Annotated in this window: 23 protein-coding genes; 16 read left to right on the top strand and 7 right to left on the bottom strand. The window is 61.4% G+C overall.

Features of this window, described 5'->3' with window-relative positions; all coding sequences use genetic code 11:
- The first annotated feature begins 29 nt into the window (after nucleotides 1-29).
- Together ACQZ6J_RS06500 and ACQZ6J_RS06495 are read left to right on the top strand one after the other, a co-directional pair.
- Nucleotides 30-437 carry a CidA/LrgA family protein gene (locus ACQZ6J_RS06500; RefSeq protein ID WP_163985135.1) on the top strand — a complete coding sequence of 136 codons (408 nt, stop codon included), beginning with the start codon at nucleotides 30-32 and terminating at the stop codon, nucleotides 435-437.
- Nucleotides 424-1,128: an LrgB family protein gene (locus tag ACQZ6J_RS06495; RefSeq protein WP_449082835.1), complete on the top strand. Its 705-nt coding sequence runs from the start codon at nucleotides 424-426 to the stop codon at nucleotides 1,126-1,128. Before ACQZ6J_RS06500 ends, ACQZ6J_RS06495 begins: the two co-directional genes overlap by 14 nt.
- Nucleotides 1,129-1,184: 56 nt before the next feature.
- Here the strand turns inward: ACQZ6J_RS06495 and ACQZ6J_RS06490 are convergent, their stop codons facing one another.
- On the bottom strand, nucleotides 1,185-2,522 hold the full coding sequence (locus ACQZ6J_RS06490; RefSeq protein WP_163985137.1) for an MFS transporter: 1,338 nt from the start codon (nucleotides 2,520-2,522) through the stop codon (nucleotides 1,185-1,187).
- A gap of 392 nt (nucleotides 2,523-2,914) precedes the next feature.
- On the opposite strand from ACQZ6J_RS06490, the gene cyoA reads away from it, so the two are divergent.
- The 5 genes from cyoA (at nucleotide 2,915) to ACQZ6J_RS06465 (ending at nucleotide 8,093) form a co-directional block, all read left to right on the top strand.
- Complete coding sequence (cyoA, locus tag ACQZ6J_RS06485; protein ID WP_449082833.1) at nucleotides 2,915-4,048, top strand: ubiquinol oxidase subunit II; 1,134 nt, start codon at nucleotides 2,915-2,917, stop codon at nucleotides 4,046-4,048.
- A gap of 47 nt (nucleotides 4,049-4,095) precedes the next feature.
- Complete coding sequence (cyoB, locus tag ACQZ6J_RS06480; protein ID WP_449082831.1) at nucleotides 4,096-6,099, top strand: cytochrome o ubiquinol oxidase subunit I; 2,004 nt, start codon at nucleotides 4,096-4,098, stop codon at nucleotides 6,097-6,099.
- 5 nt (nucleotides 6,100-6,104) lie between these two features.
- Nucleotides 6,105-6,734: a cytochrome o ubiquinol oxidase subunit III gene (gene cyoC / locus ACQZ6J_RS06475; RefSeq protein ID WP_163994985.1), complete on the top strand. Its 630-nt coding sequence runs from the start codon at nucleotides 6,105-6,107 to the stop codon at nucleotides 6,732-6,734.
- Complete coding sequence (cyoD, locus tag ACQZ6J_RS06470; protein ID WP_163994841.1) at nucleotides 6,731-7,135, top strand: cytochrome o ubiquinol oxidase subunit IV; 405 nt, start codon at nucleotides 6,731-6,733, stop codon at nucleotides 7,133-7,135. Before cyoC ends, cyoD begins: the two co-directional genes overlap by 4 nt.
- A gap of 193 nt (nucleotides 7,136-7,328) precedes the next feature.
- Nucleotides 7,329-8,093: an SURF1 family protein gene (locus tag ACQZ6J_RS06465; protein WP_449082828.1), complete on the top strand. Its 765-nt coding sequence runs from the start codon at nucleotides 7,329-7,331 to the stop codon at nucleotides 8,091-8,093.
- 55 nt (nucleotides 8,094-8,148) lie between these two features.
- Here ACQZ6J_RS06465 and ACQZ6J_RS06460 read toward each other — a convergent pair whose 3' ends face one another.
- The gene (locus tag ACQZ6J_RS06460) at nucleotides 8,149-8,763 is read right to left on the bottom strand and encodes a histidine phosphatase family protein (protein WP_449082826.1); all 615 of its coding nucleotides are present in this window, start codon (nucleotides 8,761-8,763) and stop codon (nucleotides 8,149-8,151) included.
- A 228-nt stretch (nucleotides 8,764-8,991) separates the two neighbouring features.
- On the opposite strand from ACQZ6J_RS06460, the gene ACQZ6J_RS06455 reads away from it, so the two are divergent.
- Genes ACQZ6J_RS06455 through ACQZ6J_RS06445 form a run of 3 tightly spaced genes read left to right on the top strand, consistent with a single transcriptional unit; the run spans nucleotide 8,992 to nucleotide 10,612 of the window.
- Entirely contained in the window at nucleotides 8,992-9,201 is a 210-nt protein-coding gene (locus ACQZ6J_RS06455; RefSeq protein ID WP_112801541.1) for a CbtB domain-containing protein, read from the top strand.
- A gap of 12 nt (nucleotides 9,202-9,213) precedes the next feature.
- The gene (locus tag ACQZ6J_RS06450; RefSeq protein WP_449082824.1) at nucleotides 9,214-9,954 is read left to right on the top strand and encodes a CbtA family protein; all 741 of its coding nucleotides are present in this window, start codon (nucleotides 9,214-9,216) and stop codon (nucleotides 9,952-9,954) included.
- A 34-nt stretch (nucleotides 9,955-9,988) separates the two neighbouring features.
- The gene (locus ACQZ6J_RS06445) at nucleotides 9,989-10,612 is read left to right on the top strand and encodes a hypothetical protein (protein WP_449082822.1); all 624 of its coding nucleotides are present in this window, start codon (nucleotides 9,989-9,991) and stop codon (nucleotides 10,610-10,612) included.
- A gap of 59 nt (nucleotides 10,613-10,671) precedes the next feature.
- Here the strand turns inward: ACQZ6J_RS06445 and ACQZ6J_RS06440 are convergent, their stop codons facing one another.
- Nucleotides 10,672-10,971 carry a GCG_CRPN prefix-to-repeats domain-containing protein gene (locus ACQZ6J_RS06440; RefSeq protein WP_449082820.1) on the bottom strand — a complete coding sequence of 100 codons (300 nt, stop codon included), beginning with the start codon at nucleotides 10,969-10,971 and terminating at the stop codon, nucleotides 10,672-10,674.
- Nucleotides 10,972-11,210: 239 nt separating this feature from the next.
- Here ACQZ6J_RS06440 and ACQZ6J_RS06435 point away from each other — a divergent pair, with 239 nt between their 5' ends.
- Nucleotides 11,211-12,818, top strand: a complete 1,608-nt coding sequence (locus ACQZ6J_RS06435) for an inorganic phosphate transporter (protein ID WP_163994851.1) — start codon at nucleotides 11,211-11,213, stop codon at nucleotides 12,816-12,818.
- 196 nt (nucleotides 12,819-13,014) lie between these two features.
- Here ACQZ6J_RS06435 and ACQZ6J_RS06430 read toward each other — a convergent pair whose 3' ends face one another.
- The 4 genes from ACQZ6J_RS06430 to ACQZ6J_RS06415 all read right to left on the bottom strand — a co-directional run bounded on the left by ACQZ6J_RS06430 (nucleotide 13,015) and on the right by ACQZ6J_RS06415 (nucleotide 17,807).
- Nucleotides 13,015-13,464 carry a Ros/MucR family transcriptional regulator gene (locus ACQZ6J_RS06430; RefSeq protein WP_163994853.1) on the bottom strand — a complete coding sequence of 150 codons (450 nt, stop codon included), beginning with the start codon at nucleotides 13,462-13,464 and terminating at the stop codon, nucleotides 13,015-13,017.
- Between the two features lie 273 nt (nucleotides 13,465-13,737).
- Entirely contained in the window at nucleotides 13,738-14,526 is a 789-nt protein-coding gene (locus ACQZ6J_RS06425) for an EAL domain-containing protein (protein ID WP_449082817.1), read from the bottom strand.
- Between the two features lie 335 nt (nucleotides 14,527-14,861).
- Nucleotides 14,862-15,707 (bottom strand): sugar phosphate isomerase/epimerase family protein, encoded by an 846-nt coding sequence (locus ACQZ6J_RS06420; protein WP_449082815.1) that lies wholly within the window; start codon nucleotides 15,705-15,707, stop codon nucleotides 14,862-14,864.
- A 222-nt stretch (nucleotides 15,708-15,929) separates the two neighbouring features.
- On the bottom strand, nucleotides 15,930-17,807 hold the full coding sequence (locus ACQZ6J_RS06415; RefSeq protein ID WP_449082813.1) for an adenine deaminase: 1,878 nt from the start codon (nucleotides 17,805-17,807) through the stop codon (nucleotides 15,930-15,932).
- A gap of 272 nt (nucleotides 17,808-18,079) precedes the next feature.
- Here ACQZ6J_RS06415 and ACQZ6J_RS06410 point away from each other — a divergent pair, with 272 nt between their 5' ends.
- From ACQZ6J_RS06410 to ACQZ6J_RS06390, 5 genes are all read left to right on the top strand, one after another.
- On the top strand, nucleotides 18,080-19,117 hold the full coding sequence (locus tag ACQZ6J_RS06410; RefSeq protein WP_449082811.1) for an ABC transporter substrate-binding protein: 1,038 nt from the start codon (nucleotides 18,080-18,082) through the stop codon (nucleotides 19,115-19,117).
- 46 nt (nucleotides 19,118-19,163) lie between these two features.
- The gene (locus ACQZ6J_RS06405) at nucleotides 19,164-19,988 is read left to right on the top strand and encodes an ABC transporter permease (protein ID WP_163994861.1); all 825 of its coding nucleotides are present in this window, start codon (nucleotides 19,164-19,166) and stop codon (nucleotides 19,986-19,988) included.
- Between the two features lies 1 nt (nucleotide 19,989).
- Entirely contained in the window at nucleotides 19,990-20,778 is a 789-nt protein-coding gene (locus tag ACQZ6J_RS06400) for an ABC transporter permease (protein WP_163994863.1), read from the top strand.
- A gap of 6 nt (nucleotides 20,779-20,784) precedes the next feature.
- Nucleotides 20,785-21,843, top strand: a complete 1,059-nt coding sequence (locus tag ACQZ6J_RS06395) for an ABC transporter ATP-binding protein (RefSeq protein ID WP_449082808.1) — start codon at nucleotides 20,785-20,787, stop codon at nucleotides 21,841-21,843.
- Between the two features lie 83 nt (nucleotides 21,844-21,926).
- On the top strand, nucleotides 21,927-22,460 hold the full coding sequence (locus ACQZ6J_RS06390) for a cupin domain-containing protein (RefSeq protein ID WP_449082806.1): 534 nt from the start codon (nucleotides 21,927-21,929) through the stop codon (nucleotides 22,458-22,460).
- The last annotated feature ends 153 nt before the right edge of the window (nucleotides 22,461-22,613 follow it).

Here is a 22,613-nt window from a genome sequence, read left to right as displayed (position 1 = left end):
CAGGTCATCAGATTTTCCCGAGTTTTTCCATGCGTATCGAGCTAAAGAACCATCCGAACCTGAGCCGCCTGGCTCAGATCCTGCTGCTGCTGGCCTTCTGGCAGGCGGGCGAGGCCATCGTGCGTCTCGCGCATCTGCCGATACCCGGCGCGATCGCCGGAATGCTGCTGGTGCTCGCATTGTTTGCAAGCGGCAAAGCCAGTGTGACGAGCATGAAGCGCGGCGCGGAGTGGTTTCTCGCCGAGATGCTGCTGTTCTTCGTGCCGGCGGTCCTCGCCCTGCTCGACCACGGCGAATTCATCGGCATCGTCGGGCTGAAGGTGCTTGCGGTCATCTTCGCCGGCACCATCATCGTCATGGGCGTTACCGCGATAGCCATCGACATCGGCTACCGCCTGATGATGCATCCAGGAGCATCCCGTCATGTCCACCATTGAAAGCGCCGCATCCGGCCTGTTCTGGCCGCTGGCGACGATCGGCCTCTACTATCTCTCCAAGGCGCTCTATCGGCGCTGGCCCTCGATCTGGCTGTCGCCGCTGGTGGCGGCACCCGCCGTCCTGATCGTCATCGCGCTCGTGCTGCATGCCAATTATCAGGACTACATGCACGACAGCCGCTGGCTGCTTGCCCTGCTCGGCCCCGCGACCGTCGCCTTTGCCGTGCCGATCTACGAGCAGCGCGCGCTGATCAGGCGCTATTGGCCCATCCTGCTGTTCGGCGTGACGGTCGGCAGCACGACGGCCATGGTTTCGGCCTGGGGGCTTGCCAGCCTCCTCGGCCTCGACGCCAGCCTGCGGCTCAGCCTGATGCCGCGCTCGATCAGCACGCCTTTCGCCATGGTGGTTTCGGGCGATATCGGCGGCGTGCCCAACCTGACCGCCGTCTTCGTCGTCATCACCGGCCTGTTCGGCGCCGTCGTCGGGCAGACGCTGTTGCGGCTGCTGCCGCTGCAATCGGGCATGGCCCGGGGCGCGCTTTACGGCATGGGAGCGCACGGTGTCGGCGTCGCCAAGGCGCATGAGATCGGACGCGAGGAAGGATCGATCGCCGGTCTCGTCATGGTGCTGGTGGGACTGACCAACGTGCTGGCGGCGCCGGTGCTTGCCTGGCTCATGCATTCAGCCTGAACGAAAACGGCCGCGGCATCTTCATGCCGCGGCCGTTCTCAATTCGAACATCCGGCTCAGTTGTCTCGCGTCTCCAGCGTCTTGCTGAAGAAGATCGCAACCAGCGTGCAGACGACGCCGGACAGCAGATAGAGGCTGGTATAGACGAGGCCGAACTGGCTGGAGAGGCTGAGCGCCACGAAAGGCGCAAAGCCGGCACCGATCAGCCAGGACAGATCCGAGGTCAGGGCCGAGCCGCTGTAGCGATAGTTGCGGCTGAAGCGAGAGGCGCTGGCGCCTGCCGCCTGACCGAAGGAAAGGCCCAGCAGCGTGAAGCCGAGGACGACGTAGATGTGACGGCCAGTCACGCCGCCATCGAGCAGCCATGGCGCGATGAAAGCAAAGCAGGCGATCAGCACGGCGGCAACGGCAAGCTGGTTGCGACGGCCGATCCGGTCGGCCAGCAGGCCGGAACAGATGATGGAGACAATGCCGCAAATGGCGCCGAGGAATTCCATCAAGAGGAACGAGCCGGGAGTCTGCTCGCTGTAAAGCGTCACCCAGCTCAGCGGGAAGACGGTGACCAGATGGAAAGCCGCGAAGCTTGCCAGCGGCACGAAGGCGCCGATCAGCACGTCGCGGCCATGTACGCGCAGCAGTTCCGTCATCTTTACCGGCTCGAGCTCATGGCGCTCCAGCAGGGTGCCGAACTCTTCGGTCGCCACCAGACGCAGGCGAGCGAAAAGCGCGACGACGTTGACCGCGAAGGCGCAGAAGAACGGATAACGCCAGCCCCAATCGAGGAAGTCCGCCGTCGTCAGGCTGGTGGCGAAATAGGCAAACAGCGCGCTTGCGAGCATGAAGCCGATCGGCGCGCCGAGCTGCGGGATCATCGCATACCAGCCGCGATGGTTGGCCGGGGCATTGAGAGCCAGAAGCGAAGCCAGACCATCCCAGGCGCCGCCGAGCGCAAGGCCCTGGCCTATGCGGAAGAGAGCGAGCAGGACGATCGCATAGGCGCCGACCTCGGAGTAGCCGGGCAGGAAGCTCATCGCAGCCGTCGAGCCGCCGAGCAGGAACAGAGCGATGGTGAGCTTGACGCCGCGCCCGTATCGACGATCGATCGCCATGAAGATGAACGAACCGATCGGCCGGGCGATGAAGGCAAGCGCGAACACGAGGAAGGAAAGCAGCGTGCCGTGCAGCGGGTCCGCGAAGGGAAACATCAATTTCGGGAAAACCAGCACCGATGCGATGGCATAGGTGAAGAAATCGAAAAATTCGGAGGTGCGACCGATGATCACGCCGATGGCGATGTTGCCGGGAGCGACGGAGCCGCCAGCATGCATGCTGCGAGCGTCACTTTCGAGTGTTGAAGACGTGGGGTTTAAAGTTTCATGTGTCACGCTGACCATGTATGGGAGCCTCCCTCTCCAAGCGCGAACTCCTCCACGAATTCGCGCATAATCAAAATGTCGGCCAATCGTGCGAACATATCAAGTATCTAGCATGAAATAATTCGCAAATTAGCCATTTAACCCGTCCTTGCCCGGCTTTGTCGCCTTGTCATCTGAATATGGGAAAAGGCGACCGATGGTCATTTGTTCCGATCCGGGTATATTAGCCGCGATAAAAGCGAATGATCGATGGAAAACCTTCTGGATTTCAGCAGGTTTTCCCGATAGGTGGGACCGCATTCCATACCGCATTGCACTCGCACTTGCTGCGGTGCGACGAAACACCTCATATCGTTCATGACCGCCGTCCTTTAGTCGCGGTAGGGTCGAAACAAAAAGAGCTTTAAGACGTGCTAAGACTATCGAAGATTTTCAGCCGCTTATCTGTCATCCCACTGTTTTTGCTGCTTTCTGGCTGCAATCTCGTGGTGATGGCCCCCTCCGGCGATATCGCCATGCAGCAGCGAGACCTGATCATCATCTCGGTCGTGCTGATGCTGATCATTATCATCCCCGTGATCTTCCTGACGCTGTTCTTTGCCTGGAGATACCGCCAGTCGAACACCGAGGCGACCTACGAGCCGGAATGGCATCATTCGACGCGTCTGGAGCTGGTCATCTGGTCCGCTCCGCTTGCCATCATCATCGCGCTCGGCGCGGTGACCTGGATCAGCACACACCAGCTCGACCCCTACCGTCCGCTCGACCGCATCGCGGCCGACAAGCCAATCACCGCCGACGTGAAGCCGCTGACGGTCGAAGTGGTCGCGCTCGACTGGAAATGGCTGTTCTTCTATCCGGACTACGGCATCGCCACCGTCAACGAGATGGCTGCGCCGGTCGACCGGCCGATCAACTTCAAGATCACGGCTTCCGCGGTCATGAACTCGTTCTTCATTCCGGCGCTGGCAGGCCAGATCTACGCCATGCCGGGCATGGAGACGAAGCTGCACGCCGTCATCAATCATCCCGGCGAATTCCAGGGCCTGTCGGCCAACTACAGCGGCGCGGGCTTCTCGAACATGCGCTTCAAGTTCCATGGCCTCGACCAGGCGGATTTCGACCAGTGGATTCAGAAGGCCAAGAGCCAGGGCTCGGCGCTTGGCCGCTCGGAATATCTGGCGCTGGCCAAGCCGAGCGAACGCAACCCGGTGCAGTATTTCAACGCCGTCGACGATGGCCTCTACAACGCCATCCTCAACATGTGCGCCGACCCGAGCAAGATGTGCATGAGCGAAATGATGCATATCGACGCCAAGGGCGGCGGCGGCAAGGAAAGCCAGGAAAACCGCGAGCGTCTGATCTACGACAACCGCGATGGCGCCTCGGCCGAAGTCACGCCCGTCAAGGCCGACGGCTCCGCCGGCCACACCATGCAGCATGGAGACAACTCGATGCAGGGCATGTCCATGCAAGGCATGGATATGGGCAACGGCTCTTCTTCCGATTCGTCGACCGGTTCGGCGCAGCATCAGGATCATTGATCCGATGCGCTCAATAACAAGACATTCATAAGGGACAGAGGCAATCCATGTTTTCCAACCCGGACCTCTATAAATTCATCTTCGGTCGGCTGACGCTCGACTCCATCCCGTATCACGAGCCGATCCTCGTCGCGACCTTCATCGGCGTCGCCATCGGCGGTATCGCCGTTCTCGGCCTGCTGACCTACTTCCGCCTCTGGGGCTTCCTCTGGAAGGAGTGGTTCACCAGCATCGATCACAAGAAAATCGGCATCATGTACGTGGTGCTGGCGCTGATCATGCTGCTGCGCGGCTTTTCGGACGCGCTGCTCATGCGTGTGCAGCAGGCCATCGCCTTCAACGGTTCCGAGGGCTACCTGCCGCCGCACCATTACGACCAGATCTTCACCGCCCACGGCGTCATCATGATCTTTTTCGTGGCGATGCCCTTCGTCACCGGCCTGATGAACCTCGTCGTGCCGCTGCAGATCGGCGCCCGCGACGTGTCCTTCCCGTTCCTGAACAACTTTTCGTTCTGGATGACGACGGCCGGTGCGATCATCATCATGATCTCGCTCTTCATCGGCGAATTCGCAAAGACCGGCTGGCTCGCCTATCCGCCGCTTTCCGGCATCGCCTACAGTCCCGACGTCGGCGTCGACTATTATATCTGGGGCCTGCAGGTCGCCGGTATCGGCACGACGCTTTCCGGCATCAACCTGATCGCCACCATCGTCAAGATGCGCGCACCGGGCATGACCTTCATGAAAATGCCGGTCTTCACCTGGACGTCGCTCTGCACCAACATCCTGATCGTTGCGTCCTTCCCGATCCTGACCGCAACGCTCGCCCTGCTCACCCTCGATCGCTACGCCGGCACGAACTTCTTCACGAACGATCTCGGCGGCAACCCGATGATGTATGTCAACCTCATCTGGATCTGGGGTCACCCGGAAGTCTACATCCTGATCCTGCCGGCCTTCGGCGTCTTCTCGGAAGTCGTCGCCACCTTCTCCGGCAAGCGCCTCTTCGGCTACGCCTCGATGGTTTACGCCACCTGCGTGATCATGATCCTCTCCTACCTCGTCTGGCTGCACCACTTCTTCACGATGGGCTCGGGCGCCAGCGTCAACTCCTTCTTCGGCATCACGACGATGATCATCTCGATCCCGACGGGTGCGAAGCTCTTCAACTGGCTGTTCACGATGTATCACGGCCGCATCCGCTACGAGCCGCCGATGCTGTGGACCGTCGGCTTCATGGTGACCTTCACCATCGGCGGCATGACCGGCGTCATGCTCGCAGTTCCGCCGGCCGACTTCGTGCTGCACAACTCGCTGTTCCTGATCGCCCACTTCCATAACGTCATCATCGGCGGCGTGCTGTTCGGCATGTTCGCGGGCGTCAACTACTGGTTCCCGAAGGCCTTCGGCTTCAAGCTCGACCCCTTCTGGGGCAAGATGAGCTTCTGGTTCTGGCAGATCGGCTTCTGGTTCGCCTTCATGCCGCTCTACATTCTCGGCCTGATGGGCGTCACCCGCCGCGTCAGCCAGTTCGACGACTCCTCGCTGCAGATCTGGTTCATCATCGCAGCCTTCGGCGCCGGACTGATCGCCATCGGCATCGCCTGCTTCCTGATCCAGCTCGCCGTCAGCTTCATGAAGCGCGAAGAGCTTCGCGACCACACCGGCGACCCCTGGAACGGCCGCACGCTGGAATGGTCCACGTCGTCGCCGCCGCCGGCCTACAACTTCGCCTTCACGCCGGTCGTCTACGATCACGACGCCTGGTGGGACATGAAGAACCGCGGCTACAAGCGTCCGACCGAGGGCTTCATCCCGATCCACATGCCGAAGAATACCGGCACCGGCATCATCCTCGGCGTTCTCTCGATCGGCTTCGCATTCGGCATGATCTGGTACATGTGGTGGCTCGCCGCCATCACCTTCGTCGCAATGATCGCCATCACGATCGGCCATACCTTCAACTATAAGCGCGACTTCTACATTCCCGCCGACGAGGTCGTGAAGACCGAGAGCGAGCGTACGAAGCAGCTCGCAGGACAGGTGTAAGACCTATGACGACCCAAACCGCACAGGCTCCCATGGACGGCGAAACACCCGCCTTCTACCTGACGGAGGAGCATCATCCGGAAGGCAGCACCATGCTGGGCTTCTGGATCTACATCATGAGCGACTGCCTGATCTTCGCAGTCCTCTTCGCCACCTATGCCGTGCTCGGCCACAGCTATGCGGCCGGCCCGTCTCCGGCCGACCTGTTCGAGCTGCCGCTCGTCGCCCTCAACACCGCGATGCTGCTCTTCTCTTCCATCACCTATGGCTTTGCCATGCTGGCGATGGAAAAGGACAACAAGTCGGGCACGCTGATGTGGCTGGCGATCACAGGCATCTTCGGCGCCCTCTTCATCTTCTTCGAACTCTATGAGTTCTATCACCTGATCCTCGACGGCGCCGGCCCGCAGCGCAGCGCCTTCCTCTCGGCCTTCTTCACGCTGGTCGGCACCCACGGTCTGCACGTCACCACCGGTATCGTCTGGCTGATCACGCTGATGGCGCAGGTCACAAACCGCGGCCTGATCCCGGAAAACAAGCGCCGCCTGATGTGCCTGTCGATGTTCTGGCACTTCCTGGACGTCGTCTGGATCGGCGTGTTTTCCCTCGTCTATCTCATGGGAGTTCTCGGATGAGCTCGAACTCAAGTCATTCGCATCCTTCCGCCGACGCCCACGGCCATGACCACCATGGCGGCCACGAGGCTGCACACGGCACCTTCAAGAGCTACATGACGGGGTTCGTCCTCTCCGTCATCCTGACCGCCATTCCCTTCTGGCTGGTCATGGGCAAGGTCTTCTCCGATCCGGCCGTCACCGGGGCGATCGTCATGATCTTCGGCGCGATCCAGATCGTCGTGCACATGATCTACTTCCTGCACATGAACACCCGCTCGGAGGGCGGCTGGAACATGATGGCGCTGATCTTCACCATCGTGATCGTCGTCATCGCGCTTTCCGGCTCGCTCTGGGTCATGCATCACCTCAACGCGAACATGATGCCCATGTCGCCCGAGATGATGCGCAACATGCCGTAAGACCGAAGGGTGGGCCTTCGATGAAAGGCCCACCCTCTTCCCGGCGCATGTATCCCGCCGGACGCTGCAAGGCGCATTTTTGAGAATGCCTGAAATCGCAGCCAAAGTTTTCCAGACCACGCATGATCTTCACCAAAGAGAATTAAAGATCTCCCGAAATCATGCGCCAGCGCGTCCCCCGGAGACCAGCGCCATGACCGATATTTCCACGAGCACATCCCTTGGCAAGCCGCGCTCGACGCTTGTTCTCGCCATCTGGGTGCTGCTGCTTCTGCTCCTGACCGCCCTCCTGGTCGGGCTCGGCACCTGGCAGGTGGAGCGATTGCACTGGAAGCTGGATCTGATCGCCAGGGTCGACGCACGCGTACATGCCCCGGCCGTTGCCGCTCCCGGCCCGGCGCAATGGGCTGACGTCAACGCCGAAAGCTCCGAATACAAGCATGTGCAGGCAAGCGGCACCTTCCTCAACGACAAGGAAACGCAGGTCTATGCCTCGACCGAACTTGGCCCGGGCTATTGGGTGCTGACACCGCTGAAGCTCCCCGACGGCACGATCATCATCGTCAACCGCGGTTTCGTGCCGACCGAAAAGCGCAATCCGTCAACACGGCCCGAAGGCCAGATCGCGGCGGAGACCAGCATCACCGGCCTGCTGCGGATCAGCGAACCCAAAGGCACGCTGCTGCGCTCGAACGTACCGGCGGAAGACCGCTGGTATTCGCGTGACGTCGCCGCGATCGCGGAAAGCCGCGGCCTGCAGAACACGGCGCCCTATTTCATCGATGCAGACGATACGAAGAACCCCGGCGGATTGCCGGTGGGAGGGCTGACGCAGATCAGCTTCCACAACAGCCATCTCGTCTACGCCATCACCTGGTACGGACTGGCCGTCATGACGCTCGGCATGGCCGTCTATCTCGTCTATTTCGAGCGGCAGCGGGCCAAGGCGAGCCGCTGATCCCCAGCGCCTTCCTGCCTTTCCCCGAATCGCGAGAACGCTCTATCCTTTTGTTTCACGCAATTCCGGACCGAAAGCCGCCATGCACTTTTCCTGGAATTGCCTGAGCCGCCATCTTCGGGAAGCGAAGCTGCCAGCGCCGGCCGTCGCTCGTCATTTCGACGATGCCGAACGGCTCGATGTCGATTGCCCAGAAAGCCGGCGGCGGCGCCTGCAGGACATGCAGAATAGCGGCCCGGATGACCGTTGCATGGGTGACGGCGACGGTATGGCCGGCGTCCCCGATGCGACGCCCCATCCACTCGGCCACGCGCCCTGCGACGGCCGACAGGGATTCCCCGCCATGGGGCGCCGCCGACAGATCCGTCATCCACAGGGCAAGCGAGCCCGGATCGCTGTCGTGGAGTTCGGTGAGCGATCGGCCTCGCCAATTGCCATAGTCGCATTCGCGCAAGGCAAGTTCCGGGCTCGCATCGAGGCCAAGGACCGTTGCCGTCTGCCGGGCGCGCAGGGCCGGGCTCGTCCAGATCCGGTCGACCGCGCCGAGCCTGAAAGATGGCAAGTCATCGCGCTGCAACGCCTTGGCTTCCAGCGGCTCGTCATCCGGGAAGCAACCCTTGCGATTGGCCTGGGTCGGCCCGTGGCAAATCCAGCTCAGGCGCGCTTTCATTCGATTTCATAACTCCGTCGCTGTCGCGATTTCGCATCATGATGACGCTTGATTGACAACTATCTTTGCAGACAGATATAAACTCAGGCTTGCGGGTGTGGAAGCCGGTGAAATCCCGGCGCGGTCGCGCCACTGTAATCGACGGGCGGATACCGCCCCCAGAGAGTCAGACCCTTCCCGTGAGAACCCTTCCGTAATGGAACGCGCCTTTCTTAATGAGGGAATACAATGTCTGATACCGCTCTTGCACCTACCGCAATTCCGCAGCCGATTCCGCTCGGCCAAATCCTGCCATGGGCCATTTTCGCGGGCCTGCTGATGCTGCTGGCGATCTATTTCGTCGGCGCGGAAGAAGGCGCGACCTCGCTGATATCGGGCATGTACGTGCACGAATTCGTGCATGACGGCCGCCACCTGCTCGGCTTCCCCTGCCACTAAGGGAGCAATCACATGGTTGGACGTCTTTTGCTCCGCGGCATGATCGTCGGGGCCCTTGCGGGTATTCTCATTTTTGCTTTCGCCCACACCTTCGGCGAACCCCTGGTCGATTGGGCCATCGGCTTTGAAGAAAAGGCAGCCCAGGCTGCCGGCGAGGCGCCCGAGCCGGAAATCGTCAGCCGCGCCACGCAGGCGGGCATCGGTCTCTTCACCGGCATCATGGTCTATTCGACGGCGATCGGCGGCTTGTTCGCGCTGGTCTTCTCCTTCGTCTACGGGCGCATCAGCCCGCTCGGCGCACGCGGCACGGCAGCGCTGCTCGCAATCGCCGCTTTCGTGACGATTTCGCTGGTTCCCGACATCAAATATCCGGCAAACCCGCCGGCCGTCGGCAATCCCGATACGATCGGCGCCAGAACCGAACTGTTCTTCATCATGATCGTCGCATCCATCGTCGGCATGATCGTCGCCGTGGGCTTCGGCCGCCGGCTGGCGGCACGTTACGGATCCTGGAACGGAGCGATCATCGCCGGCATCGGCTATATCGTCTTCGTCGCGCTGATCCAGTATCTGCTTCCGCCGATCAACGAAGTGCCGGAACAGTTCTCGGCCGTCGTGCTCTGGCGATTCCGCCTCACGTCGCTCGGGATGCACGTCATCCTGTGGACCACGCTCGGACTTGCTTTCGGAGCCTGGGCGGAACGCGAGCTGCCGCAGGTGCGCTATCGCAATGCGGCTCTGCGCCGGGCCTGAGATGCCACGCAACACAGCTCCCGCGCATGGTCACATGCGCGGGAAACGCTTGGGCGCAGGCGGCATATTGCTCGCGGTTCTCTGCCTTTTGCTGTCGGGCTGGCCGACAGCGGTTGCCGCCCATGGCGGCTCTTCCGGAAGCCAGGCCGGAATCCCGATACCTTCACTCACGCATGGCGAAATGGCCGTGATCGCGCCCTACTACGGGCGGATCGTCTCGCTTGCCGAGGATGTCTCCGACACCAATGAAACCTTCCGCCGTCTCCTGAATTTCGCACAGATCCAGCGAGCCTATTGCCTCTGGGGCCTGATGCCCGGCAGCGTCACCGACGAGGAAAGCCCATTCAACGAATGTTCGCATGCCTATCTGGCGGCGGCGAAAGCCGTATTGCTTGAGATGCGAACGATGAAGGGGAAGAAGGCATCGGTGGACGATCTCGTCTCCGATATCGACGCTTCGCTCGTTCGCAACAACCTCTCGCTCGTCCTCTGCAAGTTCAGCGGCGAGAGCTTCAACACCGCCGACCTCATCCGCCCGAAACCCGCCGATATCCTGATGCACGCGAAAAGCCTCATGGCCATTCTGTCGGCCACGGTCGTCATGATCGCGGGATTGTGGTTTGCCGCACGCGCGTTGCGGACAGCGCCGCAATCATAAGAAAACACCGCCACTCGATGTGGCGGTGCTTGTCATTTTACCAATAGAATGGCGGCTACTCACCAGTAGCGCGGGCGATCACGCCAACCGTCATCGCGCCAATGGCGACGATGGTCACGCCAGCCCCAGGGTGGCGGCGGTGGCGGTCGATAGTAGCCCCAACGCCGAGGCGGCGGGCCCCAACGATTCGGACGGCAATCACCCCAACGCGTCACATGGCGGCCGCGGCCGCAGGCATAGTCAACTTTCACGACCGGCACGGAGGCCGTTGTCCCGACGGCGGGAACAGGCATTGCCTCCGCCGAAGTCACAGCCAGGCTGCCAAGCAAGACAGCGATGGCAATCATGGACGATCTCATCTTGATGGTCCCTTATCCAAGTCCCTTACAAGCGGGATTTAAACCTTGAGCGCATGAACGCCGCCTGAACCGAAAAAGGCGTTTTGGCGGCGAAATCAAGATGGGCGCGAACTCATATCCGCGACCGAAAATGCTTCTGTTGCCGGTATTTACGGGCGACCGCAACTTACTCGCGCGTCACGAGAGTTTCATGAACGAGGCTTACACCGGAAATATCACTTTCAATAAAGGAGCTCGGGATGGTCGACCTCGTTTCAAACAGCTCGGAGGGTGGTAATGCCAATCACCCGATTCACGGTGCCAGCGGCTCGGCGAAGTGGTTTTTGCCAATCTTCGGCATCGTCGTCCTCGGCGGCCTGGCTTATGTCGGCTACGCCCTCGGCAGCGACCTCGCCGACGCGGCCACTGTTCCGTGGATCCTGCTCGGCCTGGCATTGCTGATCGCGCTCGGTTTCGAATTCGTTAACGGCTTTCACGATACCGCCAACGCCGTTGCCACCGTCATCTATACCCGCTCGCTGCCGGCTGAATTTGCCGTCATCTGGTCCGGCTTCTTCAACTTCCTCGGCGTTTTGACCTCGTCCGGCGCCGTTGCCTTCGGCATTCTCGCCCTCCTGCCGGTCGAATTGATCCTGCAGGTCGGCTCCGGCTCGGGCCTTGCCATGGTCTTCGCCCTCCTGATCGCCGCGATCATATGGAACCTCGGCACCTGGTATCTGGGCCTGCCGGCCTCGAGCTCGCACACGCTTGTCGGCTCCATCATCGGTGTCGGCCTTGCCAACCAGTTCCTGGCGCCCGCCGGCTCCGCCACCAGCGGCGTCGACTGGTCGCAGGCAACCAGCGTGGGCATGTCGCTGCTGCTCTCGCCGATCATCGGCTTCGGCATGGCAGCCGTCCTGCTGCTGGTCGCCAAGGTGCTGATCCGCAACAAGGAGCTCTACGAAGCACCCAAGGGCGACGCGCCGCCGCCGGCTTGGATCCGAGGCCTGCTGATCTTCACCTGCACCGGCGTCAGCTTCGCCCACGGCTCGAATGACGGCCAGAAGGGCATGGGCCTGATCATGCTCATCCTCATCGGCCTCGTGCCGACGGCCTTCGCGCTGAACCGCACGCCCGACGTCAACTATCTCGAAGCCTACAAGGCCGCCTCGGCGCAGGTCGAGACCGTGCTTGGCAAGTATGTGAAGCCGGGCGTCACGGCACCGGCCGATGCGAAGGCTGCCGTCAGCGATGCGGTAAAGACCAAGACCTGGACGGATGCAACGACACCGGCGCTGCAGGCCTATATCCACGCCACCAGCGCCGAGATCGCCGCCTATCCGAGTGTCGAGAAGCTGCCGAACGGGCTCGTCGGCAACGTTCGTAACGACATCTACCTCATCGGCGAATCGCTGAAGCTGATCGACAAGCAGAAGCTGCTGCCGATGGGCGACGACGACCTGAAGGCCGTGACCAACTACCACGCCGCCGTCGATCACGCGACCAAGTTCATCCCGCTCTGGGTGAAGGTTGCCGTCGCGCTGGCGCTCGGGCTCGGCACCATGGTCGGCTGGAAGCGCATCGTCGTGACGGTCGGCGAAAAAATCGGCAAGACGCACCTGACCTATGGCCAGGGTGCAGCCGCCGAAGTGGTCGCCATGCTGACGATCGGCGCGGCCGATCACCTCGGCCTGCCGGTTTCGACCACGCACGTCCTGTCCTCCGGCGTCGCCGGCACCATGGCTGCGAACGGTTCCGGCCTGCAATGGTCGACCGTGCGCAACATGCTGATGGCCTGGATCCTGACACTTCCGGCCTCCATCGCGCTCGCCTTCGTGCTGTTCCTCGTTCTGCGCCAGGTTTTCTGACCGCTCGGCGGCATCCGCCCCGGAAGCCTCAAGACAAAAATGGCGCCTTGCAGGCGCCATTTTTATTGCAGCGCTCGTGCCGGCAAACGGCATGGCGACAAGCATGCAATCTCTTCACATGCGGCCAACACAAGTTTCCTCATGGACCGCCGAAGCAATCGCACGCGAGAATGTGCTCGGCTTTTCTGAAAGCGTTCTAGCCGACGCTTTCCTTCTTGCCGCCATTGGCGCCGAGGCCGGAAATCTTGGCCAGCTCCGAACGGCGGTTGGCATAGTTCTCGGCAACCATCGGATAGTTGGGCGCCAGCCCCCATTTCTGCCGGTATTCATCCGGCGTCATGCCATAGTGAACGCGCAGATGGCGCTTCAAGGTCTTGAAGCGTTTGCCGTCTTCGAGGCAGACGATGTAGTCGCTCGTTACCGATTTCTTCAGATCCACGGCCGGCACCGGATTGCCGCGATTGATGACGGAAACGGGGTCCTCCAGCGTCTGCAGCGCCTGATGAATATCCTTGATCAGCCGGGAAAGGCCGGCAACCGGGATCGTATTGTGACTAACATAGGCCGAAGCGATCTTTGCGCAGCCGTCGAGCAGGAAGTGTTTCTTCGATGAAGCGGGGTCTTTTCTCTCGCTGAAAGAATCCATGATCTTTTTCCGGATCTCATTTGGTTCCTCGTGCGCCGCCCCGCTCGAATTGCATCATGGGCGACGTCCGCTGCCGGACGTCACGCCGTCTTGAATTGCGCCGTCTACGGCGCGCGATCCCCTATTCAAACACCGGGACAGACTGCGTTCGCAATCACAACCGGCAATCCTTCATTCCATAGTCCGCGCTTGCCGCAGAGGCCGACGAGCGGCATACCGAAGGCGCTCTCAAGTCGCGCCGCAGAAACCTCACAGGCCGATGCGCAGGAACGCTCATCCCAATCCTCGCAGAACGATCTTCCGCCTGCGGCGTCGAAGCTGCGCCAGTGAAACGGGCTTCGACAGAAGGAAGCCCTGCACATGCGTTGCCCCGGCCTCTCGCGCCGCTTCGAGCTGAGCGCTTGTTTCAATGCCCTCGACGACGACAAAGGGGGCAAAGCAGGACGCGAAGCCAACGAGATGGGAGAGGCTGTCGCTGCCGTCCCGGCTGCGCCTGTTATCCCTTATAAAGGCCGCATCGATCTTGACGATATCGGCGGCGACCCGCAGCAGCGATGCCGGCGTGGCAAAGCCGGCCCCGAAATCGTCTATCGCGATGCGGCAGCCGAGTTCACGGATCATCTTTATGCGCTCGATGGCAGCGCCGACGAGCGGATAGCTTTCCGTGATCTCGACGATCAGCCGGGAAGTAAGCTCCGGCTGACGGGTAATACGGCCGAAGACATCGGCAAACCGCTCGGGGCGCGACAAGCTGGCGGCGGAGAGATTGAAACCCAGAACAAGCGTCTTATCCGCGGCGAGGTCCGAAAGCACCATGTCGAGAATGCGCAGATCGAGATCGAACCAGCGGTCCTGCCGTTCAAGGAGCGCGACGAATGTGCCGGCCGTGTGCACTACTCCATCCGAATCCTTCACGCGCGCCAGGCTTTCCGCATAGAACACGTCGGCAACGTCCTTTGCGTCGTGGATCCACTGGGCTGCAAAACCCAGGCCACCCTCGGCAATCGCCTTTAAGATCAGGGCGCCATGCCCCTCTTCCCCGCGGCTTGCACTACCGTTCATCAAACCTCCCTTCGTCAGGGAATTGGCCGTCGATGTCTCTCCGGAGACTGAAAGCGATGACTGGAAGCTGTGTGCGTGGCTCCGAAGCATCGGATTTCCCGTGCCTAGAATCCGCCTCTTCCATCTTCCAGACACCCTTAAACCTCGTGTCACCGAGGTTCCTTTCACAGAAGCCGGAGATATCGCGCCGAAGATCATAGTCAACCCGGCACAGCGCGTCGACGAAACTATTATTTAGTTGCCATTAATACAGAAACTGACAAGTATTTGCAAAAATCAATCTACGCGCCCTTTCCCCGATACAGCTAAACTCAAATATCCATGAGCTTCAACAGCTATTTGTCGTGTCGTGCCGGCAACCACCATTTGTTATGCCGAACCGCCTGCAGAGCCTGATCCAGCGGCGGCAATTCGGCATGCCACAATCTCTCCCACTCCAGGCTGATCACGCCGGCATAGCCATCGGCGGCAAGTACGGCGGCGAGAGCGGCCATGGGGAACTCGCCGCTGCCCGGCACCACGTAGCTGTATGGCAGTCTCGAGCCCGCCCTGGAGACACTGTCCTTGACGTGAAGATGCCACGTATTGCGCCGGACCATATTCCAGGTCGCGACGGGATCCTGCCCGCCCTTGCGCCACGTATGATGCGTATCCCAGAGCAATGCGCAATCCGGCGCCATCTCCAGGAAACGGCCGATCGCGTCGGGGTAGGCAAGAAAATCATGCGTCTCGATGACCATCTCGGCCTGGAAGCCCTCGCGCCTTGCTGTTTCCCGCCACCATTCCAGCGTGGCCAGCGCCTCGGCGAATTCGCCTTCGTCGCCGGTTTCACCGCCGTCGAAAACCCGCAGCGAGGTGACACCGGCAGCCTCAGCCCAGGGAAGGTAACGCAGGAACTCTTCCTTCGTCTCCGGTGTCGCCCCGACGAGGCGCAGCGAGGTGTCGAAGGCGCATACGCCTATGGGAGAGGCTTTCAGCGCCTTGGCGAGGCCGGCCGGAGAGCCGAATCTTTCGGTGAAATAGGCGACGAGATCAATCGTGCCGCCGAGGGCGCGGATTTCGATGGCGTCGACTCCATGGCGCGCCGCCAGTGCGAGGGCCTCGTCCAATTCAAGATCCGCACATCCCAGCGTGGAAAATGCCGACGTTACCGGCGGCATATCGTTGTCAACGGCAGTCACCACGGCTTCCCCTGTCGGTTTCGGATATGGACCACGCCGCGCGAGGACGGGTACGCCTCAGCCGTTCGCGCGCGGCCCGAAGCAAGTAACCAAACGGATAATTAAGGAAGCAGCCTCGGGCGTCAAGGGCCGATGATCCGCTCAATCATGAGCCGATCTTCCATCTTATTAGCGCACAGCGGGTCGATGTCCGGAATATCCATATCCCGAGAACGGATATCCCTACCAGACGACGGGATGCGTTTCACCGGTCGCAACGTTGACAAACCCGTCCGGCGCCCTTTCGGACGGCGCGACCAGAACCCAGCGCCAGGGTGCGCAGGTGAGCGTCGCAAAGGAGAGACGCTCGGGAAAGCCCGGCCACCAGCGGGGCGAGAACGTCGGCTCGTACATCCAGTCGATCTCGGCCCCGGCCTTGTACAGCGCCTGCATTTCCGCATCCAGCGCTTCGGCCGATCGTGCCGTCATCAACCCGCCGACTTCATAGCGAACGCGGGCAACGACCTTGCCCCCCGATACCAGCACCCAGCCGCCCTGCTGCTCCTCGAGCGCGTTGACGACCATCGCCATGGCGGCGTCGGAGGAACCCACGACCCAGATATTGTGCTTGTCGTGGCCGAGCGTCGCGCCAAGCGCGGTGTCCGGCGTGCGCGGTCCCGTGCCCAGCCAGAACATGCGGGCGACCTTGGCCTCGCCGGAAAAGCGGTCGACGATGGCAAATTTCGTGACGTTGCGGTCGGAATCGCGCTGGACGGCGCCATCGCTGACGGGCAGGTCCATGGTGATGAAATCGTCGGCCCAGTGGAACGGCCGCAGCAGCGCCGCCTTTGCCGTGTCGGTTTCCGCCGGAGCGGCAATGCGGAAATCGTCCGCCGTGACGACCCTGTCGATCCGAACCGTCTTCGTCGCCCAATCCGGCCAGTCGATCTCAGGCCGGACGCCAACGAAGGTCTTGCCCTCTGACGCCGGCCTGCCATCGGCCCAGACCTTGGCGATCGACAGTGTCTTCACATCGTCCAGCAGCACGATATCGGCGAAGCGCCCCGGCGCGATCGAGCCGACCCACGGTGTCAGGCGCATGTGCCGGGCGGGATTGATCGTCACACACTGGATGGCGATTTCAGGCGCCAGTCCATTCTCGATCGCAAGCCGGACATTGTAGTCCGTAGCGCCCATCTTCAGCGTATCGCTGGCGCTGCGATCATCGGTGACGAAAGCGAACTGCGACCAATCGGACAAGCCTTTCTCAATCAGCCCCTTGATGACCTCGGGCAGGGAATGCGGCCTGAGCTCGATGAACAGGCCGTGCGTCAGCTTTTCCCAGATCTCGTCCAGGAACCAGCCTTCATGATCGGAGGCCAGGCCGGCGCCGGCAAAAGCATTGATCGACGGCAGATCGCGCAGGCCCGCGCCATGCCCTTCGACGACGCCGCGCTGCTCGAAAGTCGCGCGGATCATACCCCAGAGCCGATCGTAAGCCGGATTCTCCGGATTGCTGATCGAGGGCCAGTCCATGACCTCGTCGAGGCCGGCAACCATCAGGCTTTCGCCTAGAAAGGACTTCTGCTCGTCATAACCGAAATGGCCGCCGCCCCACTCATAAGCGGTCGGCGGCACGGCCGATCCCGGCAGGGGAAATATCTTCATCGGCGATCCGCGGCGGCGCGCTTCCAGCCAGAATTCCAGATTGCGGGCGCCATTCACATTGGAAAACTCGTGGCTCGCCTCGCAGGTCCAGGTGACGCCATGCGGCATGACCAGGGCCGCTTCCCATTCCGGCGTCAGATGCGAGCTTTCGATATGCTTGTGCGCCTCGCCGAAGCCGGGAACGGCGGCAAGGTCCGGCTCGTGCACACGCTCGCTCACCTCTCCCTCGTAGCTGCCGGCGGGGCCGACATAGGCGATCCGCCTGCCCTTGATGACGATTTCCTGATCCTCGAGCCAGGTGCGGCTATGCACGTCCAGCAGCCGGCCGACGCGCAGCAGCCGGTCGGCCGGACGGCGGCCGAGCGCGGTCAGCGTCAGATCCTGACGGATCAGCACTTCGTCCGCCGCATTGATAAGCAGATCGTCGGGAAGATTTATTATCGGGGATGTCATGAGAAGCATGCCTGCAGGAAATTCGATCAGCCGAGGGTAGAGACGGCAAACCTGCATGTAAAGCGGCTTCGCTTGTTTACGCCGAGCCGAATGATCTCAAAGGTTTGCAACAGCATGGCGCTGCAACGCAGCGACGCGGATATTTCATCCCATCAAAGGCAGAAACTGCCACCCTGCCCATTCGTTGGGCTTGTAAAGCCGCTGCTCGAAAAATAGTATCCTGCAAGCTTGAAGCATATGTCGGATTTCATTGACCAAAAAGGATTTCGAGAATGAAAGGCCTCACACTTACCCGCGCAGCGGGATTCGCGATTCTCGCCGCGGCAACCGCCGCACCGGCCTACGCCCAGGCAAAGACGCTGACCGTTTCCTGGTGGGGCTATAACGGCGAGAAGATGCAGGCCAACATCATCGAGCCGTTCAAGAAGATATGCGGCTGCGACGTCGTCTTCGAAACCGGCAACAATGCCGACCGCCTCAACAAGCTGAAACTGCGCGGCGGCAAAGGCGTCGATGTCATCTATCTCACGGACAGCTATTCGCAGCTCGGCATCCAGCAGGGTCTCTTCCAGGAAGTCGACCGCAGCAAGATCCCGAACCTTGCCGATCTCTACGATATCGCCAAGGCACCGCAGGGCAATTACGGCCCCGCTTACACGATCGGCCGCGTGGGCATCGTCTACGATACGGCGAAAGTGAACCCGCCGATCACCTCCTGGAACGATCTCTGGCGCGACGACCTGAAGGGCGCCGTTTCCCTGCCCGGCATCACCACGACAGGCGGGCCTCTGACGGTGATCGAAGCCGGCAAGCATGCCGGCGTCGATCCCTATACCGATGCCGACAAGGCCTTTGAAGCCATCGAGGCGCTGAAGCCGAACGTGACCAAAAACTACAACACCGGCTCCGAGCTGGTGAACCTGATCTCGACAGGCGAGGCCAAAGTGTCGATGACACAGGATTTTGTTCTGACATCGCTGCAATCAGCCGTTCCGACGATGGCCTGGGCCAATCTCAAGGAAGGCGATATCGCCGTCCTCAATACGGTCAATATTCCGAAGGGCTCGGAAAACGTCGAGCTGGCCCACCAGTTCATCAACTTCATCCTGTCGAAGGACGTGCAGCAGGCGGAAGCCGAACAGGGCGTCGACGCTCCGGTCTCGACCAAGGTGGTGCTGCCCCCCGAAAAGGCGAAGCTCTGGACCTATGGCGCCGATATGATCGCCAAGCTCAGCCGCATCGACTATGCGAAGCTGATCGACGCGCAGTCGGACTGGGTCGACCGCTGGAACGAGATCTTCGGCATGTAACAGGGCGTGCCGCAGGCTTTTGCGGCATCCTCACGGAATTTAGGTGATGAAGCATCTGATGAAATGGGGTTTGGCGACGCCGGCGATCCTGGCCGTAACGCTCTTCCTGCTCGTTCCCGTGATCATTACGATCGCGGCGACCTTCGGCGAACCCAAGGGGATATTTTCCCCCTATGTCGCCTTCTTCGCCAGCGGCTTTCGCCGCACGGTGCTCTACAGGACGATCGAGATTGCGCTGATTACCACAGCCATCTCGCTGATCATCGGCTTCATCGCCGCCTACGTGATCGCGCAGATGCCTGGCCGCGCCAAAAGCCTGATGATCATCGCCGCCGTCTTTCCGCTATTGACCGGCGTGGTGGTGCGCTCCTTCGCCTGGCTGATCATTCTCGGCAAGAACGGCATTCTCAACACCATCCTGCTGTCCATCGGCGTGATCGGCGAGCCGCTCTCGATGCTCTATACCGAGGGCTCGGTGATCGTCGCGATGGTCTATCTTTTCGTGCCGCTGATGATCCTGACCCTCGTCGGCGTGCTCGAGGGCATACCGCAGGATCTCATCCAGGCGGCGACCTCGCTGGGCGCCACACCGGCCGCGACGTTCCGGCAGGTCATCCTGCCACTCGCCACACCGGGCCTCATCGTCGGCGCCGTTCTTGTCTTCACCGGCAGCTTCACCTCCTATGCCACGCCGCAATTGCTCGGCGGCGAGAAGCAGATGATGATGGGCACCTTCCTCTATCAGCGCGCCATGGTCACCTTCGACTGGGTCGGCGCCTCGACGATTGCCGCCATCATGGTCGTCGTGACGATCGGTATCGTCGCGCTCATGAGCCGCCTGGCACGGCGCCTCAACCCGATGGCGGTGTGACATGGCAAAATCGGTCCACCCCGCACTCGTCGCCTTCACGGCTCTTATCTTCCTGTTCCTGCTGGCGCCTCTCGTCATCATCATCGGCGCGGCCTTCAGCGACACGACCTACCTCACCTTCCCGCCGCGAGGCCTGACGCTGCACTGGTTCTGGAACATCTTCGAAATCGAGGCTTTCCGCACGACGGCAGTCACCAGCCTGGAACTCGCCTTCCTCGGGACCGCGCTGTCGCTGCTGATCGGCATCCCCGCCGCCTATGCGATCAGCCGGTACAGGGTCGAGCTGCCGCGCTGGCTGTCGACGCTGTTCGTCCTTCCGATTCTTGTTCCGGAAATCGTCTTCGGCTTCTCGCTGATGAAATCGATCACCATCGGGCTCGATCTTCCGATCTTCCCGAGCCTGCTGATCGGCCATGCGCTCTTGGTGCTGCCCTATTCGGTTCGCGTCGTCAGCGCCAGCCTCGCGAGCTTCGATTTCTCGATCGAGGAGGCGGCAATCAGCCTGGGCTGCCCGCCCTTGAAGACCTTTTTGACGGTGGTGCTACCGAATATCCGTGCCGGCGTCATCGCCGCCTTCATTCTCGCCTTCATCACCTCGATCAACGATGTCTCGGTCTCGGTCTTCCTGACCGGCCCCGGCATCTCCACCCTTCCCATCCAGATCCTCGCCCATATGGAGCAGTTCTTCGACCCGACCATCGCCTCGGTTTCCGTGCTGCTGATGCTCGTGACCGTCGCCGTCATGGCGATCGTCGAGGCGACCCTGGGCCTAACCTTCCTGACAAAGTAGCCGCCCGTGACCGTATCGCTTTCCATCGATTCCATCAGCGCCCACTACGGCAAGACAGCCGTATTGCAGGATCTTTCGCTTTCCGTCGCGGCTGGCGAACTCGTCTCGCTGCTCGGCTCCAGCGGCTGCGGCAAGACGACGACGTTGCGGCTCGTCGCCGGCTTCCTGCAGCCGACAAGCGGCACCATCAAGCTCGGCGATCGCAACCTGACGACGCTGCCGGCGCATGCCAGGGATATCGGCCTGGTATTCCAAAACTACGCGCTGTTTCCGCATCTGACCGTGCTCGAAAACGTCGCCTTCGGCCTGAAGCAGCGCCGCATCCCGACACAGGAACGGCGGAAAAAGGCTGCGGCTATGCTCGAGCGCGTCGGACTTTCCGGCCTCGGCGACCGCCTGCCCTCGGCGCTTTCCGGCGGCCAGAAGCAGCGCGTGGCGCTGGCGCGCGCGCTCGTCATCGAACCGCCGCTCCTGATGTTCGATGAGCCGCTGTCCAATCTCGACGCCAAGCTCAGGGTCGACATGCGCGTGGAAATCCGCCAGCTGCAGCGCGCCAACGGCACGACCTCGCTTTACGTGACGCACGATCAGGAAGAAGCCTTCTCGATCTCGGATCGCGTCGCCATCATGAATGCCGGCCGCATCATGCAGCTCGATACGCCCGAAATCCTTTACCGCAAGCCCGCCAATAGCTTCGTCGCCCGGTTCGTCGGCTTCGAAAACCTGCTGCCGCTGCGGGTCGTGGAGCGGCAGGGCGCCCTCATCACGGCAGAGGCCGCGGGCGGCGCGAGGATCGCGCTATCGCAGGATGGCTTCGGCCCTGTTCCGGACAGCTTCGTCCTTGGCTGCCGCGCGGATGGATTGTCGGTTCGGCGCGAAGGGGCCGGCTTGCCGGCTGTTCTGGGAACCCGGACCTATCTCGGCCGTGCCTATCAATATCAGTGCGAAACGGCGGCCGGCAGCATCGTCGCCAATGGCCCCTTGTCGGAGCCGCTGGCTGCCGGCGATACCGCAATGCTGGTGCCTGTTCCCGAGCAATGCTGCATTCTCGCCGCGGAGGAATAAGGGCAGAAGGCCGCATAACGTGTCATCGCTTATCTGGTAAGATGTGCTTTCCGCTCATGACGACGATCATCCGGAGGCTTGAAATGAGCACAGCTGGCGAGACCAACCCACAGATTCCCGACGACGACCTCGATCGTTCATTGACGATCGCCGATCCCGACGGCCCCGACATGCGCCATGTGTCCGTTGCCGGCGGCATCTATACGATACTCGTATCCGGTTCAGAGACGAACGGGCGCTATTGCCTGATCGAAATGCTCGTACCCGATGGCGGCGGCCCACCGCCGCACAGGCATGATTTCGAAGAGATGTTCTCCCTGCTCGAAGGCGAGCTCGAGTTCACGTTTCGCGGTCAATCCCGGACCGTACTGGCGGGATCGACCGTCAATGTCCCCGCCAATGCACCGCATTCCTTCAAGAACATGTCAGGCAAGACCGCGCGGATGCTGTGCATGTGCACGCCTGCAGGGCAGGAGGATTTTTTCGCCGCAGTCGGCTTTCCGCTCAAAAGCCGGGCGTCGCAACCGCCGAAGCCCAGCCGGGAGGAATTGGAAGAGAAGAGGAAGCTGGTTTCGGCTCTGCTGCCGAGATATCGGACGGTGATGGTGGAAGGCTGAGGTCAGCGTCGACGCGCATCTGTCCCTTGAGGCTTCACCCTTGCTGCCTTTGCGCTTTGGTGTCTTTGGCGCGAGTGCCCGTGTATTGTTTTGGATTTTGGAAGTATTTGGTTGCGGGGGCAGGATTTGAACCTGCGGCCTTCAGGTTATGAG

Source organism: Rhizobium sp. A37_96, from assembly GCF_053521765.1.
This window is presented reverse-complemented; position numbering and strand designations above follow the sequence as displayed.